The 20,140-nt window shown below is 70.4% G+C and carries 16 protein-coding genes; 2 read left to right on the plus strand and 14 right to left on the minus strand.

The features are described from left to right. Positions 1–166 precede the first annotated feature (166 nt). From topA to ABZ826_RS28245, 7 genes are all read right to left on the minus strand, one after another. Entirely contained in the window at positions 167–3,037 is a 2,871-nt protein-coding gene (gene topA, locus ABZ826_RS28215) for a type I DNA topoisomerase (RefSeq protein ID WP_361454119.1), read from the minus strand. 330 nt (positions 3,038–3,367) lie between these two features. Next, positions 3,368–3,565, minus strand: coding sequence for a hypothetical protein (locus tag ABZ826_RS28220; protein WP_351076972.1), 198 nt, complete (start codon positions 3,563–3,565; stop codon positions 3,368–3,370). A 598-nt stretch (positions 3,566–4,163) separates the two neighbouring features. Then, positions 4,164–5,687, minus strand: a complete 1,524-nt coding sequence (locus ABZ826_RS28225; RefSeq protein ID WP_361454122.1) for a class I SAM-dependent methyltransferase — start codon at positions 5,685–5,687, stop codon at positions 4,164–4,166. A gap of 110 nt (positions 5,688–5,797) precedes the next feature. Further along, a complete protein-coding gene (locus ABZ826_RS28230) occupies positions 5,798–6,421 on the minus strand; it encodes a small secreted protein (RefSeq protein ID WP_361454125.1) in 624 nt (207 codons plus the stop codon). Between the two features lie 428 nt (positions 6,422–6,849). Then, on the minus strand, positions 6,850–9,330 hold the full coding sequence (locus tag ABZ826_RS28235; protein WP_361454128.1) for a sodium-translocating pyrophosphatase: 2,481 nt from the start codon (positions 9,328–9,330) through the stop codon (positions 6,850–6,852). Between the two features lie 301 nt (positions 9,331–9,631). Continuing rightward, the gene (locus tag ABZ826_RS28240; RefSeq protein ID WP_361454131.1) at positions 9,632–10,114 is read right to left on the minus strand and encodes an ATP-binding protein; all 483 of its coding nucleotides are present in this window, start codon (positions 10,112–10,114) and stop codon (positions 9,632–9,634) included. A gap of 605 nt (positions 10,115–10,719) precedes the next feature. Beyond that, positions 10,720–11,073: an STAS domain-containing protein gene (locus ABZ826_RS28245; protein ID WP_003967428.1), complete on the minus strand. Its 354-nt coding sequence runs from the start codon at positions 11,071–11,073 to the stop codon at positions 10,720–10,722. Positions 11,074–11,151: 78 nt separating this feature from the next. Here ABZ826_RS28245 and ABZ826_RS28250 point away from each other — a divergent pair, with 78 nt between their 5' ends. Next, entirely contained in the window at positions 11,152–13,638 is a 2,487-nt protein-coding gene (locus tag ABZ826_RS28250) for a DEAD/DEAH box helicase (RefSeq protein WP_361454134.1), read from the plus strand. Here ABZ826_RS28250 and ABZ826_RS28255 read toward each other — a convergent pair. The 7 genes from ABZ826_RS28255 to ssd are packed head-to-tail and all read right to left on the minus strand — an operon-like array spanning position 13,635 to position 18,730. Further along, complete coding sequence (locus ABZ826_RS28255; protein ID WP_361454182.1) at positions 13,635–14,111, minus strand: Rv3654c family TadE-like protein; 477 nt, start codon at positions 14,109–14,111, stop codon at positions 13,635–13,637. The two genes, ABZ826_RS28250 and ABZ826_RS28255, sit on opposite strands and share 4 nt — an antisense overlap. A gap of 17 nt (positions 14,112–14,128) precedes the next feature. Then, on the minus strand, positions 14,129–14,542 hold the full coding sequence (locus ABZ826_RS28260) for a TadE family type IV pilus minor pilin (RefSeq protein ID WP_361454137.1): 414 nt from the start codon (positions 14,540–14,542) through the stop codon (positions 14,129–14,131). After that, positions 14,529–14,729 carry a DUF4244 domain-containing protein gene (locus ABZ826_RS28265; protein ID WP_361454140.1) on the minus strand — a complete coding sequence of 67 codons (201 nt, stop codon included), beginning with the start codon at positions 14,727–14,729 and terminating at the stop codon, positions 14,529–14,531. The genes ABZ826_RS28260 and ABZ826_RS28265 overlap by 14 nt, the downstream gene beginning before the upstream one ends. 59 nt (positions 14,730–14,788) lie before the next feature. Further along, a complete protein-coding gene (locus tag ABZ826_RS28270) occupies positions 14,789–15,541 on the minus strand; it encodes a type II secretion system F family protein (protein WP_361454185.1) in 753 nt (250 codons plus the stop codon). A gap of 38 nt (positions 15,542–15,579) precedes the next feature. After that, positions 15,580–16,407 (minus strand): type II secretion system F family protein, encoded by an 828-nt coding sequence (locus ABZ826_RS28275; RefSeq protein WP_361454188.1) that lies wholly within the window; start codon positions 16,405–16,407, stop codon positions 15,580–15,582. 50 nt (positions 16,408–16,457) lie between these two features. Beyond that, positions 16,458–17,606 (minus strand): TadA family conjugal transfer-associated ATPase, encoded by a 1,149-nt coding sequence (locus ABZ826_RS28280; protein WP_361454143.1) that lies wholly within the window; start codon positions 17,604–17,606, stop codon positions 16,458–16,460. Continuing rightward, positions 17,603–18,730, minus strand: a complete 1,128-nt coding sequence (gene ssd / locus ABZ826_RS28285) for a septum site-determining protein Ssd (protein ID WP_361454146.1) — start codon at positions 18,728–18,730, stop codon at positions 17,603–17,605. The genes ABZ826_RS28280 and ssd overlap by 4 nt, the downstream gene beginning before the upstream one ends. A gap of 499 nt (positions 18,731–19,229) precedes the next feature. Between ssd and ABZ826_RS28290 the strand changes: the two genes are divergently transcribed. Next, positions 19,230–20,069, plus strand: coding sequence for an HAD-IB family hydrolase (locus tag ABZ826_RS28290; protein ID WP_361454149.1), 840 nt, complete (start codon positions 19,230–19,232; stop codon positions 20,067–20,069). Positions 20,070–20,140: the final 71 nt, after the last annotated feature.

Consider the following 20,140-nt stretch of genomic DNA (forward strand, 5'->3'; position numbering starts at 1 on the left):
GCCCCTTCGGCTCCTGAAGGACGGAGTGCCGGGCTCGGCCCCCTCCCTCTCCCGGGCCGGAACGGGCCCCGCCGCACAGACCCAGCCCCTCGCGCACACCCCCGGTACGCGAACGCCGGAGGGGCTGGAAGACCCAGCCCCTCCGGCGATCGGACCGATCGTGCGGTCAGTCCTCCGCGGAAGCCGTGGCTGCCTTCTTCGTCGCGGTCGCCTTCTTGGCGGTCGTCGTCTTCTTCGCGGTGGTCGTCTTCTTCGCCGCGGTCTTCTTCGCCGCCGTCTTCTTGGCCGCCGTCGTGGTCTTCTTGGCCACCGTCTTCTTCGCGGCCGTCTTCTTGGCCGGAGCCTTCTTCGCCGTCTTCTTGGCGGGCCCCTTGGCGCGCTTCTCGGCGAGCAGCTCGTAGCCGCGCTCCGGCGTGATGGTCTCGACGCTGTCGGCGGTCCGGAGCGTCGCGTTGGTCTCCCCGTCGGTGACGTACGCGCCGAAGCGCCCGTCCTTGACCACGACCGGAGCCCCGCTCACCGGGTCGGTGCCCAGCTCCTTCAGCGGCGGCTTGGCCGCGGCGCGGCCGCGCTGCTTGGGCTGGGCGTAGATCGCGAGGGCCTCGTCGAGGGTGATGTCGAAGAGCTGCTCCTCGGCGGTCAGCGAACGCGAGTCCGTGCCCTTCTTCAGATACGGACCGTAGCGGCCGTTCTGCGCGGTGATCTCCACGCCGTCGGCGTCCTCGCCGACGACACGCGGCAGCGACATCAGCTTGAGCGCGTCGGCCAGTGTCACCGTGTCCAGCGACATGGACTTGAAGAGCGAGGCGGTCCGCGGCTTCACCGCGTTCTTGCCGGTCTTCGGAGTGCCCTCGGGGAGCACCTCGGTGACGTACGGGCCATAACGCCCGTCCTTCGCGATGATCTGATGTCCGGTGACCGGGTCCGCGCCGAGTTCGAAATCGCCGCTCGGCCTGGCCAGCAGCTCCTCCGCGTACTCGACGGACAGCTCGTCGGGTGCCAGGTCCTCCGGCACGTCCGCGCGCTGGTGTCCCTCGGAGTCCTTCTCGCCGCGCTCGATGTACGGACCGTAACGGCCGACCCGGAGCTTGATCTCGTTGCCGACGGGGAAGGAGGAGATCTCACGCGCGTCGATCGCGCCGAGGTCGGTGACGAGCTCCTTCAGTCCGCCGAGGTGGTCGCCGTCGCCGTTGCCCGCGTCGGAGGCCGCGCCCGCTCCCGCCGTGTCGTCGTCGCCCGCGCCGAAGTAGAAGCGCTTCAGCCACGGCACGGCCTGGGCCTCGCCGCGCGCGATGCGGTCGAGGTCGTCCTCCATCTTCGCGGTGAAGTCGTAGTCGACGAGCCGACCGAAGTGCTTCTCCAGCAGGTTGACGACGGCGAAGGAGAGGAAGGACGGGACGAGCGCCGTGCCCTTCTTGAAGACGTAGCCGCGGTCCAGGATCGTGCCGATGATCGAGGCGTACGTCGACGGGCGGCCGATCTCGCGCTCTTCGAGCTCCTTGACCAGCGAGGCCTCGGTGTAACGGGCCGGCGGCTTGGTGGCGTGCCCGTCGACGGAGATCTCCTCGGCGGACAGCGCGTCGCCCTCGGCGACCTGCGGAAGGCGCCGTTCGCGGTCGTCGAGCTCGGCGTTCGGGTCGTCGGCGCCTTCCACGTACGCCTTCATGAAGCCGTGGAAGGTGATCGTCTTGCCGGACGCGGAGAACTCGGCGTCGCGGCCGTCACTCGCCCGGCCGCCGATCTTGACGGTGACGGAGTTACCGACCGCGTCCTTCATCTGGGAGGCGACGGTCCGCTTCCAGATCAGCTCGTAGAGCCGGAACTGGTCGCCGGTGAGGCCGGTCTCGGCAGGGGTACGGAAGCGGTCGCCGGAGGGGCGGATCGCCTCGTGCGCCTCCTGCGCGTTCTTGACCTTCCCGGCGTACGTGCGCGGCTTGTCCGGCAGGTAGTCGGCGCCGTACAGCTGCGTGACCTGTGCCCGCGCCGCGGAGACCGCGGTGTCCGAGAGGGTCGTGGAGTCGGTACGCATATAGGTGATGAAGCCGTTCTCGTACAGCTTCTGCGCGACCTGCATGGTGGCCTTGGCACCGAAGCCCAGCTTCCGGCTCGCCTCCTGCTGGAGGGTCGTCGTACGGAACGGGGCGTACGGGGAGCGGCGGTACGGCTTCGACTCGACGGACCGTACGGCGAACGTGGCGTCGGCGAGCGCGGCGGCCAGGGCGCGGGCGTTCGTCTCGTCCAGGTGCAGCACCTGGCCGGCGCCGGACTTCAGCTGCCCGTCCGGACCGAAGTCACGGCCCTGGGCGACGCGGCGGCCGTCGACCGCGCTGAGGCGGGCGGCCAGTGCCGACGGATCGGAGGCGTCACCGGCGCGTCCGGTGCCGAACGTGCCGGTCAGGTCCCAGTACTCGGCGGAACGGAAGGCGATGCGCTCGCGCTCCCGCTCGACGACGAGACGGGTCGCCACGGACTGGACACGGCCGGCCGACAGACGCGGCATGACCTTCTTCCACAGGACCGGCGAGACCTCGTAGCCGTAGAGGCGGTCGAGGATACGACGGGTCTCCTGGGCGTCGACCATGCGCTGGTTGAGCTCGCGCGGATTGGCGACGGCCTCCCGGATCGCGTCCTTGGTGATCTCGTGGAAGACCATCCGGTGGACCGGGACCTTGGGCTTCAGAACTTCCTGCAGGTGCCACGCGATGGCTTCGCCCTCGCGGTCCTCATCGGTGGCGAGGAAGAGTTCATCGGACTCGGCAAGCAGCTGCTTGAGCTTCCTGACCTGCGCCTTCTTGTCCGCGTTGACGACGTAGACGGGCTGGAAGTCATGCTCGACGTCGACGCCGAGCCTACGGACCTCGCCGGTGTACTCGTCGGGGACCTCGGCGGCGCCGTTCGGCAGGTCGCGGATGTGCCCGACGCTCGCCTCGACGACGTATCCGGGGCCGAGGTAGCCCTTGATCGTCTTCGCCTTGGCAGGCGACTCGACGATGACGAGTCGGCGGCCGCCCTGTGCGGTCTCGCTGGTCGGGGACAACTTCGCTCTTCTCTCCGGTCGACACTCTGTGGGCATCCGGGCAGCGCGATGACGCTGCCGACGGTGCTGTCGCTGCGGAGTGTGACGGTACAACCCGCCCCCGTGTCAAACGGCAAAAGCCCGCAACGGCCACTCGAACGGTAACCCGACTTCCGCCATTCCTGCCGCCCGGACTGCCCGGCCCACCGCGCGCACGGCCGCTGCCTGCGGGTTTCTGGTCGCTGTGGCGGCGGCGCGGACGCAGGTGGTGAAGTGCGGTCGGTCCGGGCGTGTTCCCCGGCGCGGCCCACCGAGCCCCCGGCTCCCGGCCGGGTCCGGTGAGGAAGTGGATCAGATGCGGGTGAAGCACCACACACCGAGGACGAGAAAAAGTACGCCGAACACAGTGGCGAGGGTGGCGGAAGCGATGGGGCTCACACCCTGGGCCACCGGCGCGCGGTGCAGCACGCGCGACCCCGTCCACAGCAGCAGCGCGGCGCCGAACAGCGCGAACGCCGTTCCGGCGAAGACCGCAGGTCCGCTCTCCATGCCCGTACGCCTTCCTGTTCCTGTCCGGCCGGGGCCTGTGCCGTCCGGTCAGGGGGGAGGCTGCCACCCCGGGGCGTCGTGGACGCGAACCCCGGGTGAATGGCCGGATTCGCGTATCCCGGAACCACCGGCCCGGCCGCGAGGAAGCGCGGAACCGACGCCCGAGGGCAGCTCCGGGCCGTGAACCAACCGGAATCAGCGGCCCCTCGCGGCGGACCGCGGCAGCGAGCACAAAGGCACTGATGGCGAGGCCGTTCCGTACGTACGGCGGCACACACCCGAACCGGAACGGAGCCCGATGCCGGAGCCCGGCGCCGGGGACGGCCGACGGAACGGCCGGCGGGACCCGGAGACCGAAGCCGGAGCCGGAACCGGAACCGGAACCGGAACCGGAGAAAGAACCTTCCTGATCGGCCCCGGCAATGGTCCCGAAGGCCCGAGCCCGGAGGCCCGAGCCCGGAGACCGTGCCCGGTGTCCGGGTCCCGGAACGAAGGCGAACGCAACAGCCGCTCGCCCCCCTGTGCTCCCGGGAGCACAGGGGTACCAAGCGCACGGCCTCGCCGTCAGCTCACCGGCTGCTGCCGCTCACCGATGTCGTCAGCTCACCGGTGGCACCGGTGCCACCGGCTCCAGGAAGCCCTCCTCGACCAGCAGCCGGATCGCCTGCGGAGTACGGTCGCGCAGCAGCACCGGATCCTCGTTCATCAACTGGGCGATCGCGTCCAGGATCCGGCCCGCGGGCAGCGTCCCGTCGCACACTCCCGCGAAGCCCGCGCCAACGGCATCGACCTTCGTCGCACGCCGCATGCCGCGGTTCTGACGGAGCACCACGTGCTCGGGATCCTCCGCGCCCGGCAGCCCGACCTGTTCCTGCACGACCTCGGCGGCGAGAGTGAAATGCCCGGCCAGGAGCGCCGCGTCGTCCTGTTCGCGGAGGTAGTCCTGACGGGCGAAGTGGGCCTGGACCGCCGGTCCCAGCGGCTGCTCCACGGCGTGCGGCCATTCCTCGATCACGATCGAGGGATTCCCGGCCGCTGCCGCGGCGGACTTCCGCAGGGTGATCCAGCCGAAGCCGACGCCCTTGGTCTTGCGGGCCTCGAACTCGTCCAGCCAGGCGTCGTACCGCGCGGCGTACTCGGCGGGATCCGTGCGGTGGTCACCGCTGTCGCGCAGCCACAACTCCGCGTACTGCGTGATGTCCTGGACCTCGCGCTGAACGATCCAGGCGTCGCAGCCGTGCGGCACCCAGGAACTCAGCCGGCTCTGCCACTCCTCGCCCTCGACGTGCTGCCAGTTGGCGAGGAAGTGGGCGTAGCCGCCCTCGTTCAGCCGGTCGCCCGACTGCTGCACCAGGATCCGGCACAGATCGTCGCCGCCCATGCCGCCGTCGCGGTAGGTGAGACGGGCTCCGGGCGAGATGACGAACGGCGGGTTGGAGACGATCAGGTCGTACGTCTCCGTGCCGACCGGCTCGTACAGGGATCCCAGGCGCAACTCGGCCGCGGGGGCGCCGGACAGGGCGAGCGTCAGTCGGGTGAAATCCAGCGCGCGCGGGTTGAGGTCGGTGGCCGTGACCCGAGTGGCGTGCTGTGAGGCGTGCAGCGCCTGGATGCCGGAGCCCGTACCGACATCGAGCGCGGAGGCGACAGGCGTACGGACGGTGATCCCGGCGAGTGTGGTGGACGCCCCGCCGACGCCGAGCACCACGCCCTCCTCCCGCGAACCGATGCCGCCCGCGCCACCGACCGCGCAGCCCAGGTCGGAGACGATGTACCAGTCCTGCCCCTCGGGCCCGCCGTACGGCCGTACGTCGACCGTGGCCCGCACCTCGCCGTCGGTGTGGGTCACCCAGCCGTCCTCGAGGCACTCGGCCAGTGGGAGCGCGGCACGGGCCCGCTCGTACGGGACGGGGTGCTGGAGCAGGAAGAGCCGCACCAGGGTGTCGACCGGGGAGTCGCCCCGGGTCGCACGCAGCGCCGGAACCGTCTCGCTGCGGGCGAGCGCGGCGTAGGCGGGTGCACCGAGCAGGTCGAGGAGCCCGTCGGCGGTGAAGGCGGCGGCGAGCAGGGCTTCGCGGAGCCGGGGCGAACGGTCGGGCGCGGGGAGACTGGTCGTACTCACCCACCCATTGTGGCCGTTCCCACTGACAACGGCAGCGGCCCGGCGCCCGCCAAGGGCGCCGGGCCGTGCGCACAACGGCTGCGTCGACTACAACCGCCGCAACCGGTCGATCACGACTTCTTGCCGGACGAGGCGGACGGCGACGGGGACTCCGACTCCTGGGAGGCGGCGTTCGGCGGCACCGAGGCCTTCGGCTTCTGGCAGCCCTTCTGCTTCGCCATCGCGGCGCCGACCTCGCCGGACTGAAGCTTCTTCAGCGCCTCGTCACCACTGGTGCTGATCTTGTTCAGCTCGTCCGCGATGCCCTTGAGGCCGTCGGCGAACTTCGCCTGGTCCTTCGTGTCGAGGGCATCGACCTTCTTCTGCAGGTTCGCATACGCCGCGGAGGAGGCGTTGAGCTCCTTCACGGCCTCCTTCTGCGTGGTCTCGCCGCCGTCGACCGGCGGCGCACCCGCCGAGTCGACAGCCGAGCCGAGTGCCTTGTACGCCTGCGAGATCTGCTGGAAGGCTGCCGAGTCGGTCCTCTGGACGTCGGCGGGCTTGCTGTTGTCGGCGGTCTGCTGCTGGATGGCGGCGTTGGCGTTCGCGATCTTCTGCAGTTGGGGCTGGACCTGGTCGCAGACCGTCTTGGCCCAGTCGTTCACCTTTTCGCTCTTGTCGTCGCTGCTGCAGCCCGACAGCGTAAGTACCAGTACCGCACCGCCGGACAGCGCGGCCGCAAGCTTCTTGTTCACCGGATCGGTCCCTTCCAAGACTCTCGGCCCCGGAACTTACACGTCGGGCGCACTCCGTCCGGGTGCCGGACGTCCGATCAGTAGGCTTTTGCAGCCATTTGCACCAAGGGAAGTGAGGGAGATACAACTCACCCGCACAGCCCTCGGCGCATGGGAACACGCGCACGAGCAAGCGCGCGGACGGGTGGACTGACCGGGTGGGCCACCGGGTGAGCCACCGGACGGACGACCGAACGGACCACAGGGCCGACCGCCGGGCCGGCCGCCGGACAGAACACAGGTCGGGATCACAGGTCGGGATCACAGGTCGGGCCGCCGGACAGGGCTGCTGGACAGACCGCCGGGCGGACGACGCGTCAGGATGGGTCGCCCGCCCGGACGTTGGATCGCGGAAGATCACGTACCGCGGCCGTCCCCGCGTCGCCGCTTCACGAAACGGTTGCCTGATCGGGCGACTCGGCGGGCCTGCCTCCTCCCCCGTCCCCACCGCTCGGGCCCTCTTCGTCCCCCACAGCGATCCCGCGCCGTTTGGAGACATAGACCGCTCCGACGATGACGACGACGGCGAGTACCGCCACCAGCGCCCGTACCCCGGCGCTCGCGTCCTGCCCGTAGCTGAACTGCACCACCGCCGGGGCGATGAGCAGCGCGACCAGGTTCATCACCTTGAGCAAGGGGTTGATCGCCGGCCCCGCCGTGTCCTTGAACGGGTCGCCGATCGTGTCACCGATGACGGTCGCGGCGTGGGCCTCGCTGCCCTTGCCGCCGTGATGGCCGTCCTCGACGAGTTTCTTGGCGTTGTCCCACGCGCCGCCGGAGTTGGCGAGGAAGACCGCCATCAGCGTGCCGGTACCGATGGCGCCCGCGAGATACGAGCCGAGCGCCCCGACACCGAGAGTGAACCCGACGGCGATCGGCGCCATGACCGCGAGCAGGCCCGGCGTGGCGAGCTCGCGCAGGGCGTCCTTGGTGCAGATGTCGACGACCCGCCCGTACTCCGGCTTCTCGCTGTGGTCCATGATCCCGGGATGCTCGCGGAACTGCCGCCGCACCTCGTAGACCACGGCCCCGGCGGACCGGGACACCGCGTTGATCGCCAGCCCGGAGAAGAGGAAGACGACCGCGGCGCCGAGGATCAGGCCCACCAGATTGTTCGGCTGCGAGATGTCGAGGCTGAGTGTCATCTCCCCGGCCTTGGCCCCCACGTCGCCGACCGCGGTGGCGATCGCGTCGCGGTACGAGCCGAACAGCGCCGAGGCCGCCAGGACGGCGGTGGCGATGGCAATGCCCTTGGTGATGGCCTTGGTGGTGTTGCCGACGGCGTCCAGGTCGGTGAGGACCTGAGCGCCGGCACCAGTGACGTCACCGGACATCTCCGCGATGCCCTGGGCGTTGTCGGAAACCGGGCCGAAGGTGTCCATCGCCACGATGACACCCACGGTGGTGAGCAGCCCGGTCCCCGCCAGGGCCACCGCGAAGAGCGCCAGCATGATCGACGTACCGCCGAGCAGGAACGCCCCGTAGACGCCCAGGCCGATCAGCAGCGCCGTGTAGACGGCGGACTCCAGACCGAGGGAGATGCCGGCGAGTACGACGGTGGCCGGGCCGGTCAGCGAGGACTTGCCGATGTCCCTGACAGGACGGCGGTTGGTCTCGGTGAAATAGCCCGTCAGCTGCTGGATCAGCGCGGCCAGCACGATGCCGATGGCGACGGCGACCAGGGCGAAGACCCGCGGATCGCCGCCGTGCGAGGTGATGGCGCTGTCGGTGACACCGTCCAGATCCGCGTACGAGGACGGCAGATAGACGAAGACCGCCACGGCCACCAGAACGAGCGAGATCACCGCGGAAATGAAGAATCCTCGGTTGATGGCGGTCATTCCGCTGCGGTCGGCGCGCCGCGGGGCGACGGCGAAGATCCCGATCATCGCGGTGAGCACGCCGATCGCCGGGACGATCAACGGGAAGGCCAGTCCGGAGTCGCCGAAGGCGGCCTTGCCGAGGATGAGCGCGGCGACGAGCGTCACGGCGTACGACTCGAAGAGGTCGGCCGCCATGCCCGCGCAGTCACCGACGTTGTCGCCCACATTGTCGGCGATGGTGGCGGCGTTGCGCGGGTCGTCCTCCGGGATGCCCTGCTCCACCTTGCCGACCAGGTCGGCACCGACGTCCGCGGCCTTGGTGAAGATGCCGCCGCCGACCCTCATGAACATGGCGATCAGCGCGGCACCGAGACCGAAGCCCTCCAGCACCTTGGGCGCGTCGGCGGCATAGACGAGGACGACACAGGAGGCACCGAACAGGCCGAGGCCCACGGTGATCATGCCGACCACGCCACCGGTACGAAAGGCGATCTTCATCGCTTTGTGCGAAACAGCGGTGAGATCCTTTTCGGGTTCACCTTCCGCCGGAGTCGCCTCACGCGCAGCAGCGGCCACACGGACATTACTCCGTACGGCGAGTCGCATGCCGATGTATCCGGTGGCCGCCGAGAAAAGCGCACCCACCAGGAAGAACAACGAACGGCCGGCGCGCTGCGACCAGTTGTCGGCCGGAAGCAGCAGAAGCAGACAGAAGACCACGACCGCGAAGATGCCGACGGTGCGCAACTGCCGGGCCAGATAGGCATTCGCGCCTTCCTGGACGGCGGCCGCGATCTCCTTCATGCGGTCGGTTCCCTCACCGGCCGCCAGCACCTGCCGCACCAGCAGCCGGGCTACGACCAGCGCGACCACGGCGACGACCGCGATGACGATCACGATGACGCGGTTGTGATCGGTGAGCACCGCGTCCGCGAGCGACACGGGTCGGTCGAAGGGTGTGACACCGGAAGGTACGGAACCGGAAGGTGCGGAAAATGCGGAATCTTGCGTCAGTCCTGCCAGTGGGGTGTTGAAGAACTCCGCCATACGTCCTCCTTGACGCTCAGCGCTCAAGACGTGGACGGATTGTAGGGAGCGGAAGCTGATCAAAACAGTGTGCGGTAAATGTAATTGACCTTCGCGGGTGGATCGACAAATGATCGCGGCTGCGGATCGACCCGAATACAGTAATGGGGCAGGCACATTTTCCGTAGATCATTGATCGGACGGAAATGAAAAGAGGCCCTGCTCAGCAGGGCCTCGAAAGGCGGATCAAGGAATTGATCCGAGAAGGCATTCGGCGGGATCGCCACAGACGTGCCTGCCTGTGGCGCCTACCCACCGCGCCTCAGGGAAGCACGGTCACGGGTGTCTTCGGCCAGCTCATGCGGATCACTCCGCCCTTGACTCCCGATCTGACTTCCACATCATCGACGAGGCCGCTGATGACCGCGAGACCCATCTCGTCCTCGCCATGGGCGTCGGCCTCAGGTTCTGGCTCATCGAGCCCCACGCCGGGCGTGGCGCCGCGTGCCGCGGAGGCTCCGGCAGGCCCACCGGACGCAGGCTCGGCGCCTGGTCCGGGCACCTCGTCGCCGACCTCGATGGAGAAGGACTTCTCCTCCTCGGTCAGAACGACGGAGACGGGAGCGGTGATGCCATGACTGCGGTGCAGCCCGACTGCGCGGCTGCAGGCTTCACCGACGGCGAGTCTGACCTCGTCGAGCACGGCTTCATCGACACCCGCCCGGCGCGCCACGGCGGCTGCCACGAGGCGGGCCGTCCTGACATGCTCGGGCTGGGCACTGAAGCGGAGTTCAACGGTGGCCATGCGATCCCCTTCAGACGTACGGGCGTGCACCTCAGGGACCCGGGCACGCTGCCCGGCCCCCCGGCTCTTCTTCCGGTCTTTTCCCGCTCTTCATTCGGTCTTCCGGCCTTCTTCCGGTCTCGCTCCGGTCGCCTTCGGAACCGACGAGCCCGTCGGCCGACCGAGCCGGCCGTCGACCACTGCGCAGACTGCCCGCCCACGTACAGCTGCCGACCCGGCCGGGAGAATCCCGTCCGGCGGTCAGCCCACTCCCAGCGGCCTCGCACCACCAGCGACCGACGACCTTCCCGACGGACCTCGGCTGCCCAACGGCGCACAGACCGCCGAACGACCGAACGCCGACCGGTTACGGCTGTCCGGACGATCGTTCGACCGGCCCGGGGTGCCGACTCTTCGGCTCCCCGGCCACTGACCGTCCGGCTGACCCTCTGGCCCGCCATCTGGCCGACTGCCCGACCGCCTGGCTGCCCGGCTGCCTGGCGATCCGATCGGCTGCCAGGCCCGCCCACGTTGCACCGATCGCCTGCGACAGCTGCCGGAACTCCGGCCGGCCGTCGGACCGGCATTCAGCCGATCCGACGAGCGGACCGGCCACGAACCGGACGTCAGTCGGTGGCCGCGACCGCCTCGTCGACCGTGGTGTGAATCGGGAACACCTTGGTCAGACCGGTGATCCGGAAGATCTTGAGAATGCGCTCCTGGTTGCAGACCAGGCGCAGCGAGCCCTCATGGGCCCGGACACGCTTCAGGCCGCCCACGAGCACGCCGAGGCCGGTGGAGTCGAGGAAGTCGACGCCTTCCATGTCGACAACCAAGTGGTAGCTGCCGTCATTCACCAACTCGACCAACTGCTCGCGCAGCTTGGGCGCGGTATACACATCAATCTCGCCACCGACCTCGACGACCGTACGGTCGCCACCAGGGCCGGACACATTGCGAGTCGACAAGGACAGGTCCACGGATCCTCCAGCACCTTGCTATCGAGCGGTCGCCCCTCGGTCTCCCCGGCGGAGCCGGGGGACGGATCGCCAGCCGCGATGGCATTCAATCACTTACCAGCAGCCATGCACGACGCCTTGGGACCATTGTCCGTCACGCCAGTGACACACTCGGTGCCGATGGCCAAGAATCACCGCCCCAGTCGACCAGCCGAGAACAGGGACTCCCGCCCCTCTCCCGCCATGGTCCTCGACCGGCTCGCCGCAGCGGCGGGCCGGTCCGCGCGCATCACTCATACGGAGCACTTGCCCCCGCGCACGGGAACCCATGCCATCTGGCCCGATCGCATCCGGCCAGAAGTGATCGCCGCGATCCGAAAGGCGGGAATCGACCACCCCTGGGCGCATCAGGCCGCCGCTGCCGAGCACGCCCTGGACGGCGAATCCGTGATCATCGCCACTGGCACGGCGTCCGGCAAGTCGCTCGCCTACCTCGCCCCGGTCCTCACCACCCTGCTCGACGGCTCCGAGGCCCCGAACGGCCGGGGCTCGACCGCCCTGTACCTCGCCCCCACCAAGGCCCTGGCCGCCGATCAGAGGCGGGCGGTGAAGGAGCTCGCCGTCCCCCTCGGCAACGCCGTCAGGCCCGCGGTCTACGACGGCGACACCCCCGTCGAGGAACGCGAGTGGGTGCGCCAGTACGCCAATTACGTCCTGACCAACCCCGACATGCTGCACCGCGGAATACTCCCGTCCCACCCGCGCTGGTCCTCCTTCCTGCGCGCCCTGCGCTTCGTCGTCATCGACGAGTGCCACACCTACCGGGGTGTCTTCGGCTCCCACGTCGCCCAGGTGGTGCGCCGCCTTCGCCGCCTGTGCGCTCGCTACGGATCGAATCCGGTCTTCCTCCTCGCCTCGGCCACCGCGGCGGAGCCCTCCGTCGCGGCGGGCCGCCTCACCGGTCTCCCGGTCCAGGAGGTCGCCGACGACGCCTCGCCCCGCGGCGAGATGGTCTTCGCCCTGTGGGAGCCGCCTCTGACCGAACTGCACGGCGAAAAGGGCGCGCCTGTCCGCCGTACCGCCACCGCCGAGACCGCCGACCTCCTCACCGACCTGACCGTCCAAGGCGTCCGCTCGGTCGCCTTCGTACGCTCCCGGCGTGGCGCCGAGCTGATCTCCGTCATCGCCAAGGAGCGCCTCGCGGAGGTGGACCGCTCCCTCCCCGCCCGGGTCGCGGCCTACCGCGGGGGCTATCTCCCCGAGGAACGCCGCGCCCTGGAGCGCGCCCTGCACTCCGGCCGACTGCTCGGTCTGGCCGCCACCACCGCCCTCGAACTCGGCGTCGACGTCTCCGGCCTGGACGCCGTCGTCATCGCGGGTTATCCCGGCACCAGGGCGTCGCTGTGGCAGCAGGCGGGCCGAGCCGGTCGCTCCGGCCAGGGCGCCCTGGCTGTCCTGGTGGCTCGCGACGACCCGCTGGACACCTTCCTCGTCCACCACCCCGAGGCTCTGTTCCAGCAGCCCGTGGAGTCGACGGTGCTCGACCCGGACAACCCGTACGTCCTCGCCCCGCACCTTTGCGCCGCCGCTGCGGAGCTCCCGCTCACCGACCCCGATCTGGAACTCTTCGGCCCGGCCACGGCCGAACTGCTGCCACAGCTGGAGGCCGCGAAGCTGCTGCGCAAACGGGCATCGGGCTGGCACTGGACCCGCCGCGAGCGCGCCGCCGATCTCACCGACATCCGGGGCGAGGGCGGCCGCCCTGTCCAGATCGTCGAGGAGGGCACCGGTCGGCTGCTGGGCACCGTGGACGAATCGGCCGCGCACACCGCCGTTCACGAAGGCGCCGTCCATCTCCACCAGGGCCGCACCTATCTGGTCCGGAAGCTGGATCTGGAGGACTCCGTGGCCCTGGTCGAGGCAGCCGACCCGCCGTACTCGACGACCGCCCGCGACACCACCGCCATCGCCGTGCTGGAGACCGACACCGAGATCCCGTGGGGCGACGGGCGGCTCTGTTACGGCTCCGTGGAGGTCACCAACCAGGTCGTCTCCTTCCTACGTCGTAAACTGATCACCGGCGAGGTTCTCGGCGAGACCAAACTGCATCTGCCGCCTCGCACTCTGCGCACGCGCGCCGTGTGGTGGACGGTCACCCAGGACCAGCTCGACGCCGCCCGTGTCAACCCGGAGATCCTGGGCGGCGCCCTGCATGCCGCGGAGCACGCGTCGATCGGGATGCTGCCGCTCTTCGCCACCTGCGACCGATGGGACATCGGTGGTGTCTCCGTACCACTGCACCCGGACACCCTGCTGCCCACGGTCTTCGTGTACGACGGCCATCCGGGCGGCGCCGGCTTCGCCGAGCGGGCCTTCCATACCGCCCGTACGTGGCTGACCGCCACCCGCCAGGCCATCGCGTCCTGCGAATGCGAGGCGGGCTGCCCGTCCTGCATCCAGTCCCCCAAGTGCGGCAACGGCAACGATCCACTGCACAAACGCGGCGCCGTGCGCCTGCTCGGCGAACTCCTCCGATCCGCTCCGCCGGACCCCGGGGAGCCGCCGAACCCTCCGGAACCGTCTTAAGGAGTCAGCTCGGCCCGTCTCTGGGGAACCGCGCCCTCCGGAACCACCGGAGGCGGCGGCTCCGGAGAGTCGTGAGTGGCCACCGGAGGGCCGGCCCGGGATCTGACCGTCGGCTCGTACGGCCCGAGGCGAACGCCGGCCGTCACATCGGCGATCTCACCGCGCACCGTGCACAGCACCACCGCCGCACCCTGCGCCTCGGCCACCTCCTTCGCCGCCCCGCATGCCGCCTCAGGCCCTTGCAGGGCCCGGTCGGCCGCTGCCAGGGCTGCCAGGTCCGCCGCACCACCGGCCCGGTGCCGGGCGACCACCACCTGCCCGAGCGCCAGCACGACGGCGAACACCGCGCACAACGTCGCCGTGGTCATCGCCACCCACACCGTCGCCAGACCTCTGTCCCGGTCCGGGGCCCGCCCCCGGTCGCGACAGCGCCCCCCTTGCCTGTACGGCCACCCGCTGACGGTCTTCCGAATGCCCTCCCCCTTCCGCGTCACGGTGTCGTCGCCCCCACCGTGTCCTCAGCGAGCGCAGCCGCGTCCGCATGCAGTGTCAGCGCCAGTGGGCCGAGTCCGGGCATCGGCGCCGATACCCGTACCCGCCACAGTTCCCCGGCTCGTTCCATCGCGACTTCAGCCCCGTCGGGTGCCGCCGAACGGGTGACTGCCAGCGCCTGCGCCTCCGGTTCCGAGCGGGCCGCCGCCCTCGCCCCGGCTCTGGCCGCGTCCACGCACCGGATCTGGGCGGAGGCGGCCATCAGAGCCCAGACCAGCGCAAGAGCGAACACCGCCAGCACCGGAACCGCGATGGCCGCCTCCGCCGTCACCGCACCCCGGTCGCCGGCCTCGCCGGCGACACAGCTGCGGCCCCCGTCGCACACCCCGGAACCCTTCCTAGAACTTCGCATCGAGCGCGTCCTTGAGCAACGACTGCAGCGCGGACATGACCGGCTGGCTGGTGACCACCTTGTAGAGCACCGCCGCGAACGCACAGGCCGCGATCGTCCCCACCGCATATTCAGATGTCGTCATTCCGCTGTCCGACCGGAATCGGCCGACCAGGCTCCGCACCCAGCCCCTGATTCGCTGCACCATTTCGACCCCCGCGAAAATCCATAATTCGTATGGAATGGATATTTACTGATATTTTTCTTTCAGCCGGCGCGAAGCAGACCGGTCGCCAGACCGATCACCACCGGCGCCACCCCGACCGCCAGGAACGCGGGCAGAAAGCAGAGTCCGACCGGTGCGGTGATCAGCACGCCGGCCCGCTGGGCACGCGCCACGGCCGCACTCGCCCGCTCGGCCCGCATCGCCTCGGCCAGACGCGCAACCGGTTCCGCCGCCGGGGCCCCGGTCGATCCCGCCCGGTCCAGGCAACGGGACAGCGCGTCGGCGCCCGGTATGTTCCCGAACCTCCCCCAGGCCACCGCAGGTTCACCACCGAGTCGGATCTCCGCCGCCGTGCGCGCCAGGCGCACGCCGACCGGCCCGCCCAGCGACTCCCCCACCGCCTCCGCCGCCTCCCGGGGTCCGGCCCCGGCCGAGATACAGGCCGCCAAAAGATCAGCGGCCAGCGGAAGTTGGCGTACGAACTCCGCCGCCTCCGCTGCCCCGGCCTCCGGTTCACGCCTACGCCTGGTCCGCTGCCACCGCCAGGCACCGAACGCCCCTGCCAACCCGATCACGCACCCCGGCAGGCCGCCGATCAGGACCACGCCCACCGCCGCGGCGCCCAGGGACGTGATCCATTCCTTCACCCGTGCCCCGGGCACCGTCCACACACGTCGGCGCTGCTCCGGACCGGTCGACAGCAGCGCCCCGCCCCGACGCCGTACCATTCGCCCCCGCCGCCGTCCTGCGAGGGCAAGGGCCACGTACGCGACCCCGCCCAGGGCCGCCCACAGCGCCGCCGCCCGGTGGGTGACATCTCCGGTGGCCGCGTTCACGCCGTCTCCCCCGCCCGTACGATCCGGCCGGCCCAGCAGAGTCCAGCCGTCTCCAGCGCCCCGCCCACCACCAGACAGACGAGCCCGGCCGGTGTGTGCAGCAGCACCATCAACGGATCGGCCCCGAGTGCCGCTCCCAGCCCCAGGCCCAGCACCGGCAGCAGCGCCAGCACGGCCACCGTCGACCAGGCGCCCGCCAGTTGGGCCCGCAACTCCTCCCGTCTGCGCCGCTCGGCGCGCAGTGCGCCCTCCAGTCGGTCCAAGCCCGCAGCGAGCCCGGCCCCGCCGTCGACCGCCACCCGCCAGCAGGCCGCCACCCCGGCGAGCCCGTCCAGGCCCGGCTCCCGCGCTGCCTGTCCGAGCGCCGCAGGCACATCGCCGCCGAACCGCGCCGCAGCCGTCACACCGGCCTCCGCCGCCCCCATCACCCCGGTCCCGCGGACTGCTACGAGCAACGCCTGCCCCGGCTCGTGCCCGGCCCGCAGCTCACCCACGACCGCCCCGCACAGCGACACCAGCCCAGCGGCCCTGCGTTCCCGCTCCTGTGTCAGGGCCCGTCTCCGCAGCCACCGCCCCATCAATGGCACGGCCACCACCCCCGCCAGCACCGGCAGCACGGACTTCCCCAGTACGGCGATGGCCAGCGCCACCGGCAGGCAGAACCACTCCCGTCGTCGGCGCAACCGTCGCCGGAGCTCTGCCCGAATCCGCTCCCAGCGCGCACGCAACGGAGACTCGACCACCCCGTCGACGAACAGCACCCGGGCCCTCCGTCGCCCCTGGCCCTGGGCCACCACCAGCCAGCCCGCCACCACGAGGGACACCGCCGCCGCGCAACTCGCGCTCTGCGACAGCACCGTCGTCGTACCACCGCTCACAGCGCACCCCCGATCAGCGACCGCAGCCGGTCCCAACCCCGCTCCGGCACGAATCCGTCGGCTCCCCAGCGCAGCGCGGGTACGGTCACCACCAGCCCGGCCGCATCACGCTCCAGGACCTGCACCTCGGCGATCCGCCGCTGTCCGGTCCGGTCCCTTGCGAGGTGGACCACCACCGACAGGGCCGCCGCCAGCTGGCTGTGAAGCGCCGTCCGGTCCAGCCCCGCCGCGGTGCCCAATGCCTCAAGGCGGGCCGGGACGTGCTCGGCGGCATTCGCGTGAACCGTCCCGCAGCCGCCCTCATGGCCCGTGTTCAGGGCGGCCAGCAGCTCGGTGACCTCCGCGCCCCTGACCTCTCCGACCACCAGCCGGTCGGGCCGCATGCGCAACGCCTGCCGCACCAGGTCGCGAAGGGTCACCCGCCCCGCCCCCTCCTGGTTGGCGGGGCGCGACTCCAGGCGTACCACGTGCGGATGATCCGGCCGCAGCTCCGCGGAGTCCTCGGCGAGCACGATTCGCTCGCGCTCCCCGACGGCACCCAGCAGACTCGACAGGAGGGTCGTCTTCCCGGCCCCCGTTCCCCCACTGATCAGATACGAGACCCGGGCCTCCACCAGCGCCCTGAGCACGCGGTCACCACCCGGCGGCACGGTCCCCGCCGCGACCAGCTCCGTCAGCGAGAAGGCCCTGGGCCGCACCACCCGCAGCGACAGGCACGTCGCGCCGACGGACACCGGTGGCAGCACGGCATGCATACGGGTGCCGTCCGGCAGCCGTGCGTCCACCCAGGGCCGGGCGTCGTCCAACCGCCGGCCCGCCACGGCCGCCAGCCGTTGCGCCAATCTGCGCACCGCTGCGGCGTCCGGGAAGGTCACCCCGGTGAGTTCGAGCCCGCCGCCCCGGTCCACCCATACCCGGTCCGGTGCGGAAACCAGCACATCCGTCACCGCCGGATCGGCGAGCAGCGGCTCCAACGCCCCGGTGCCGACCAGTTCGCCGCGCAACTCATCAGCCGCACCGAGCACTTCGGCATCGCCGAGCAGTCGCCCCTGGGCCCGCAAAGCGGCCGCGACCCCGGCCGGGGTCGCGGCGGCGCCGCTCTGCGCCAGCCGCTGCCGTACGGCGTCGAGCAGCGTCTCGGTCATGACGCACCGCCTCCGGCACGTCCCCCCGCACCCTCCGGGACGAGGGCCTGCTCCCAGAACGCGGTACAGAATCTGGCCAGCGGGTCGCGCCCACGGCCGCCGGGCGGCGCGCCGCCGTCCTGGGCCGCCAGCAGCCCGCCGTCGACCGGGAGTTCACCGGCGAGCGGCAAGCCGAGCGCCTGCGCCACCCATCGCTCGTCGAGGCCCGCCGCGTACGGACCGCGGACAACCACCCGAAGGTCGTTCAGGACCATCCCGGCCATCGACGCCACCCGTTTCGCCGCCGCGACCGCACGAAGCTCCCCGGGGACCACCAACAGCCCGAGGTCCAGCTGCGAGAGAGCCTCGGCCACTGACTCGTCCACCCGGCGCGGCAGGTCGACGACCACCACTCCGCCGAGCCTGCGCGCGGCGGCCAGCACGGCCTGCATGGCCCGGGGCGGGATGACCACCCAGTCGTCGCGGCCCCAGCTGAGCACCCGCAACCCGTGCAGTGAGGGCAGCGACTCCTCCAGCGCGCGTCCGCCGACTCGCCCTTTGGAATGGGCGAAATCCGGCCACCTCATCCCCTCGGCCCGTTCCCCGCCCAGCAGCACATCGATGCCCCCGCCGAGCGGGTCACCGTCGATCAGCATGGTCCGCCGCCCCGCCCTGGCTGCGGTCACCGCGAGGGCGCAGGCCAGTGTGGACGCGCCGGAGCCGCCCCGGCCGCCGATCACCCCGACGGTGAGCGCCGGCCGACCTACGCCTTCCGCCGCGTTGGCGATCTGGTCGACGAGCCAGCCTTCCGAATCGGGCAGCCTCAGCACATACTCGGCCCCGATCTCCACGGCGCGACGCCAGACATCCGGGACGTCCTGGTCCCGGCCGACGAGCATCACGCCGCGCCTGCGTACCGCTCCGCGGCACCGTTGGGCGGCATCGTCCCCCACGAGAACGATCGGCGCCTGCTCCCAGCCGCCCCTGCGTTCGGGCAGCGAGTGATGAACTTCCGGTTCAGCTCCGGCGGCCGCACACAGCCTCAGCAGATCGTCGAGGAGTTCCACGTCCTCGGTCACGATCAGCGGTCCGCCCCGTCGCACTTCGGCGATCGACAGACGGTCCCGTGCGATGGAATCAGCCACGATCTCCGCCCCCTTCTCACTGCACCTTCATCGCGGTTCGCGCTGATCTCGGAGCGTTCCGAGATCAGCGATTCCACGACCCGCGGACTTCGCGGCTGGAATCACCGTGCAGCGCTTCGGGAAATCGTGTGGATCTTGCTCGGAAACTGTGGACAACTCCGTCGTTGTGAATATCTCCGTCACCCATACCGGCGACTTCCGGAGAGCACCCCTTCCGCTACGCACCGTGACGGTCCACGATGGCGAGAGCGGACCGAGAAGCGGGCCGTCACGGCCGAAATGGAGGCAGAATGCTTGATTCCGAACAGCAGAAACGTGTCCGGACATGCGACGACCCCCGCCGGGGGGGAGAGCGGGGGTCGTCCCCACGGCCGACTCGGGGGGGGAGGAGCCGGACCGGGTTAGCACGGTCGCGAACGATCCGTGACTTCCATGGTGTACCCGAGAGCCTTCTCAGGCAAACCCACGCGCCAGAGTTTACGCCGAATGGTGGCCCCCTATGCTCTGCCTTGTGGAAAACCGCTTCTTGCCGCGCACAGCAGCCTTCTTTGACCTGGACAAGACGGTCATTGCGAAGTCTTCGACGCTGACCTTCAGCAAGTCCTTCTACCAAGGCGGACTGATCAACCGCCGCGCTGTACTGCGCACTGCGTACGCACAGTTCGTGTTCCTTGCCGGGGGCGCAGATCACGACCAGATGGAGCGGATGCGGGAATACCTCTCCGCGCTCTGCAAGGGCTGGAACGTCCGACAAGTGAAGGAAATCGTCGCCGAGACCCTGCACGATCTGATCGACCCGATCATCTACGACGAAGCGGCGACGCTCATCGAGGAACACCACACCGCCGGACGCGACGTGGTGATCGTCTCGACCTCGGGCGCCGAGGTCGTCGAACCGATCGGCGAGCTACTCGGCGCCGACCGAGTCGTCGCCACTCGAATGGTCGTCGGCGACGACGGCTGCTTCACCGGTGAAGTGGAGTACTACGCGTACGGGCCGACGAAGGCCGAGGCGATCAAGGCGCTGGCCGTATCGGAGGGATACGACCTGTCGCGCTGCTACGCCTACAGCGATTCCGTGACCGATGTACCGATGCTGGAGTCGGTCGGGCACCCGCACGCAGTGAATCCGGACCGTGCGTTGCGGCGCGAAGCGACCCTCCGCGAGTGGCCGATTCTCGTCTTCGATCGGCCGGTCCGACTCAAGCAACGGTTGCCCTCGTTCTCGCTGCCACCGCGCCCCGCCCTGGTCGCGGCGGCAGCGGTGGGCGCGGCGGCCGTCACAGCGGGACTCGTCTGGTACACCTCCCGCCGTCGGCCCACCGCCCCCTCCGTCTGAAGCACGGGCCGGGCGACGCTCCGAGCGCATCCTCCGCCCACTCTTCCCCACCCTGCTCCACCCAGCCGCCC

This window comes from Streptomyces sp. NPDC047515, from assembly GCF_040643055.1.
Lineage (GTDB): Bacteria > Actinomycetota > Actinomycetes > Streptomycetales > Streptomycetaceae > Streptomyces.

Excerpts from the sequence above, each read along its gene's own strand:
- ABZ826_RS28220 (WP_351076972.1), bottom strand. The coding sequence starts at position 3,565 with ATGGAGAGCGGACCTGCGGTCTTCGCCGGAACGGCGTTCGCGCTGTTC.
- ABZ826_RS28235 (WP_361454128.1), bottom strand. The coding sequence starts at position 9,330 with ATGGCGGAGTTCTTCAACACCCCACTGGCAGGACTGACGCAAGATTCC.
- ABZ826_RS28240 (WP_361454131.1), bottom strand. The coding sequence starts at position 10,114 with ATGGCCACCGTTGAACTCCGCTTCAGTGCCCAGCCCGAGCATGTCAGG.
- ABZ826_RS28250 (WP_361454134.1), top strand. The coding sequence starts at position 11,152 with ATGGCATTCAATCACTTACCAGCAGCCATGCACGACGCCTTGGGACCA.
- ABZ826_RS28260 (WP_361454137.1), bottom strand. The coding sequence starts at position 14,542 with ATGCGAAGTTCTAGGAAGGGTTCCGGGGTGTGCGACGGGGGCCGCAGC.
- ABZ826_RS28265 (WP_361454140.1), bottom strand. The coding sequence starts at position 14,729 with ATGGTGCAGCGAATCAGGGGCTGGGTGCGGAGCCTGGTCGGCCGATTC.
- ABZ826_RS28280 (WP_361454143.1), bottom strand. The coding sequence starts at position 17,606 with ATGACCGAGACGCTGCTCGACGCCGTACGGCAGCGGCTGGCGCAGAGC.
- ABZ826_RS28290 (WP_361454149.1), top strand. The coding sequence starts at position 19,230 with ATGCTCTGCCTTGTGGAAAACCGCTTCTTGCCGCGCACAGCAGCCTTC.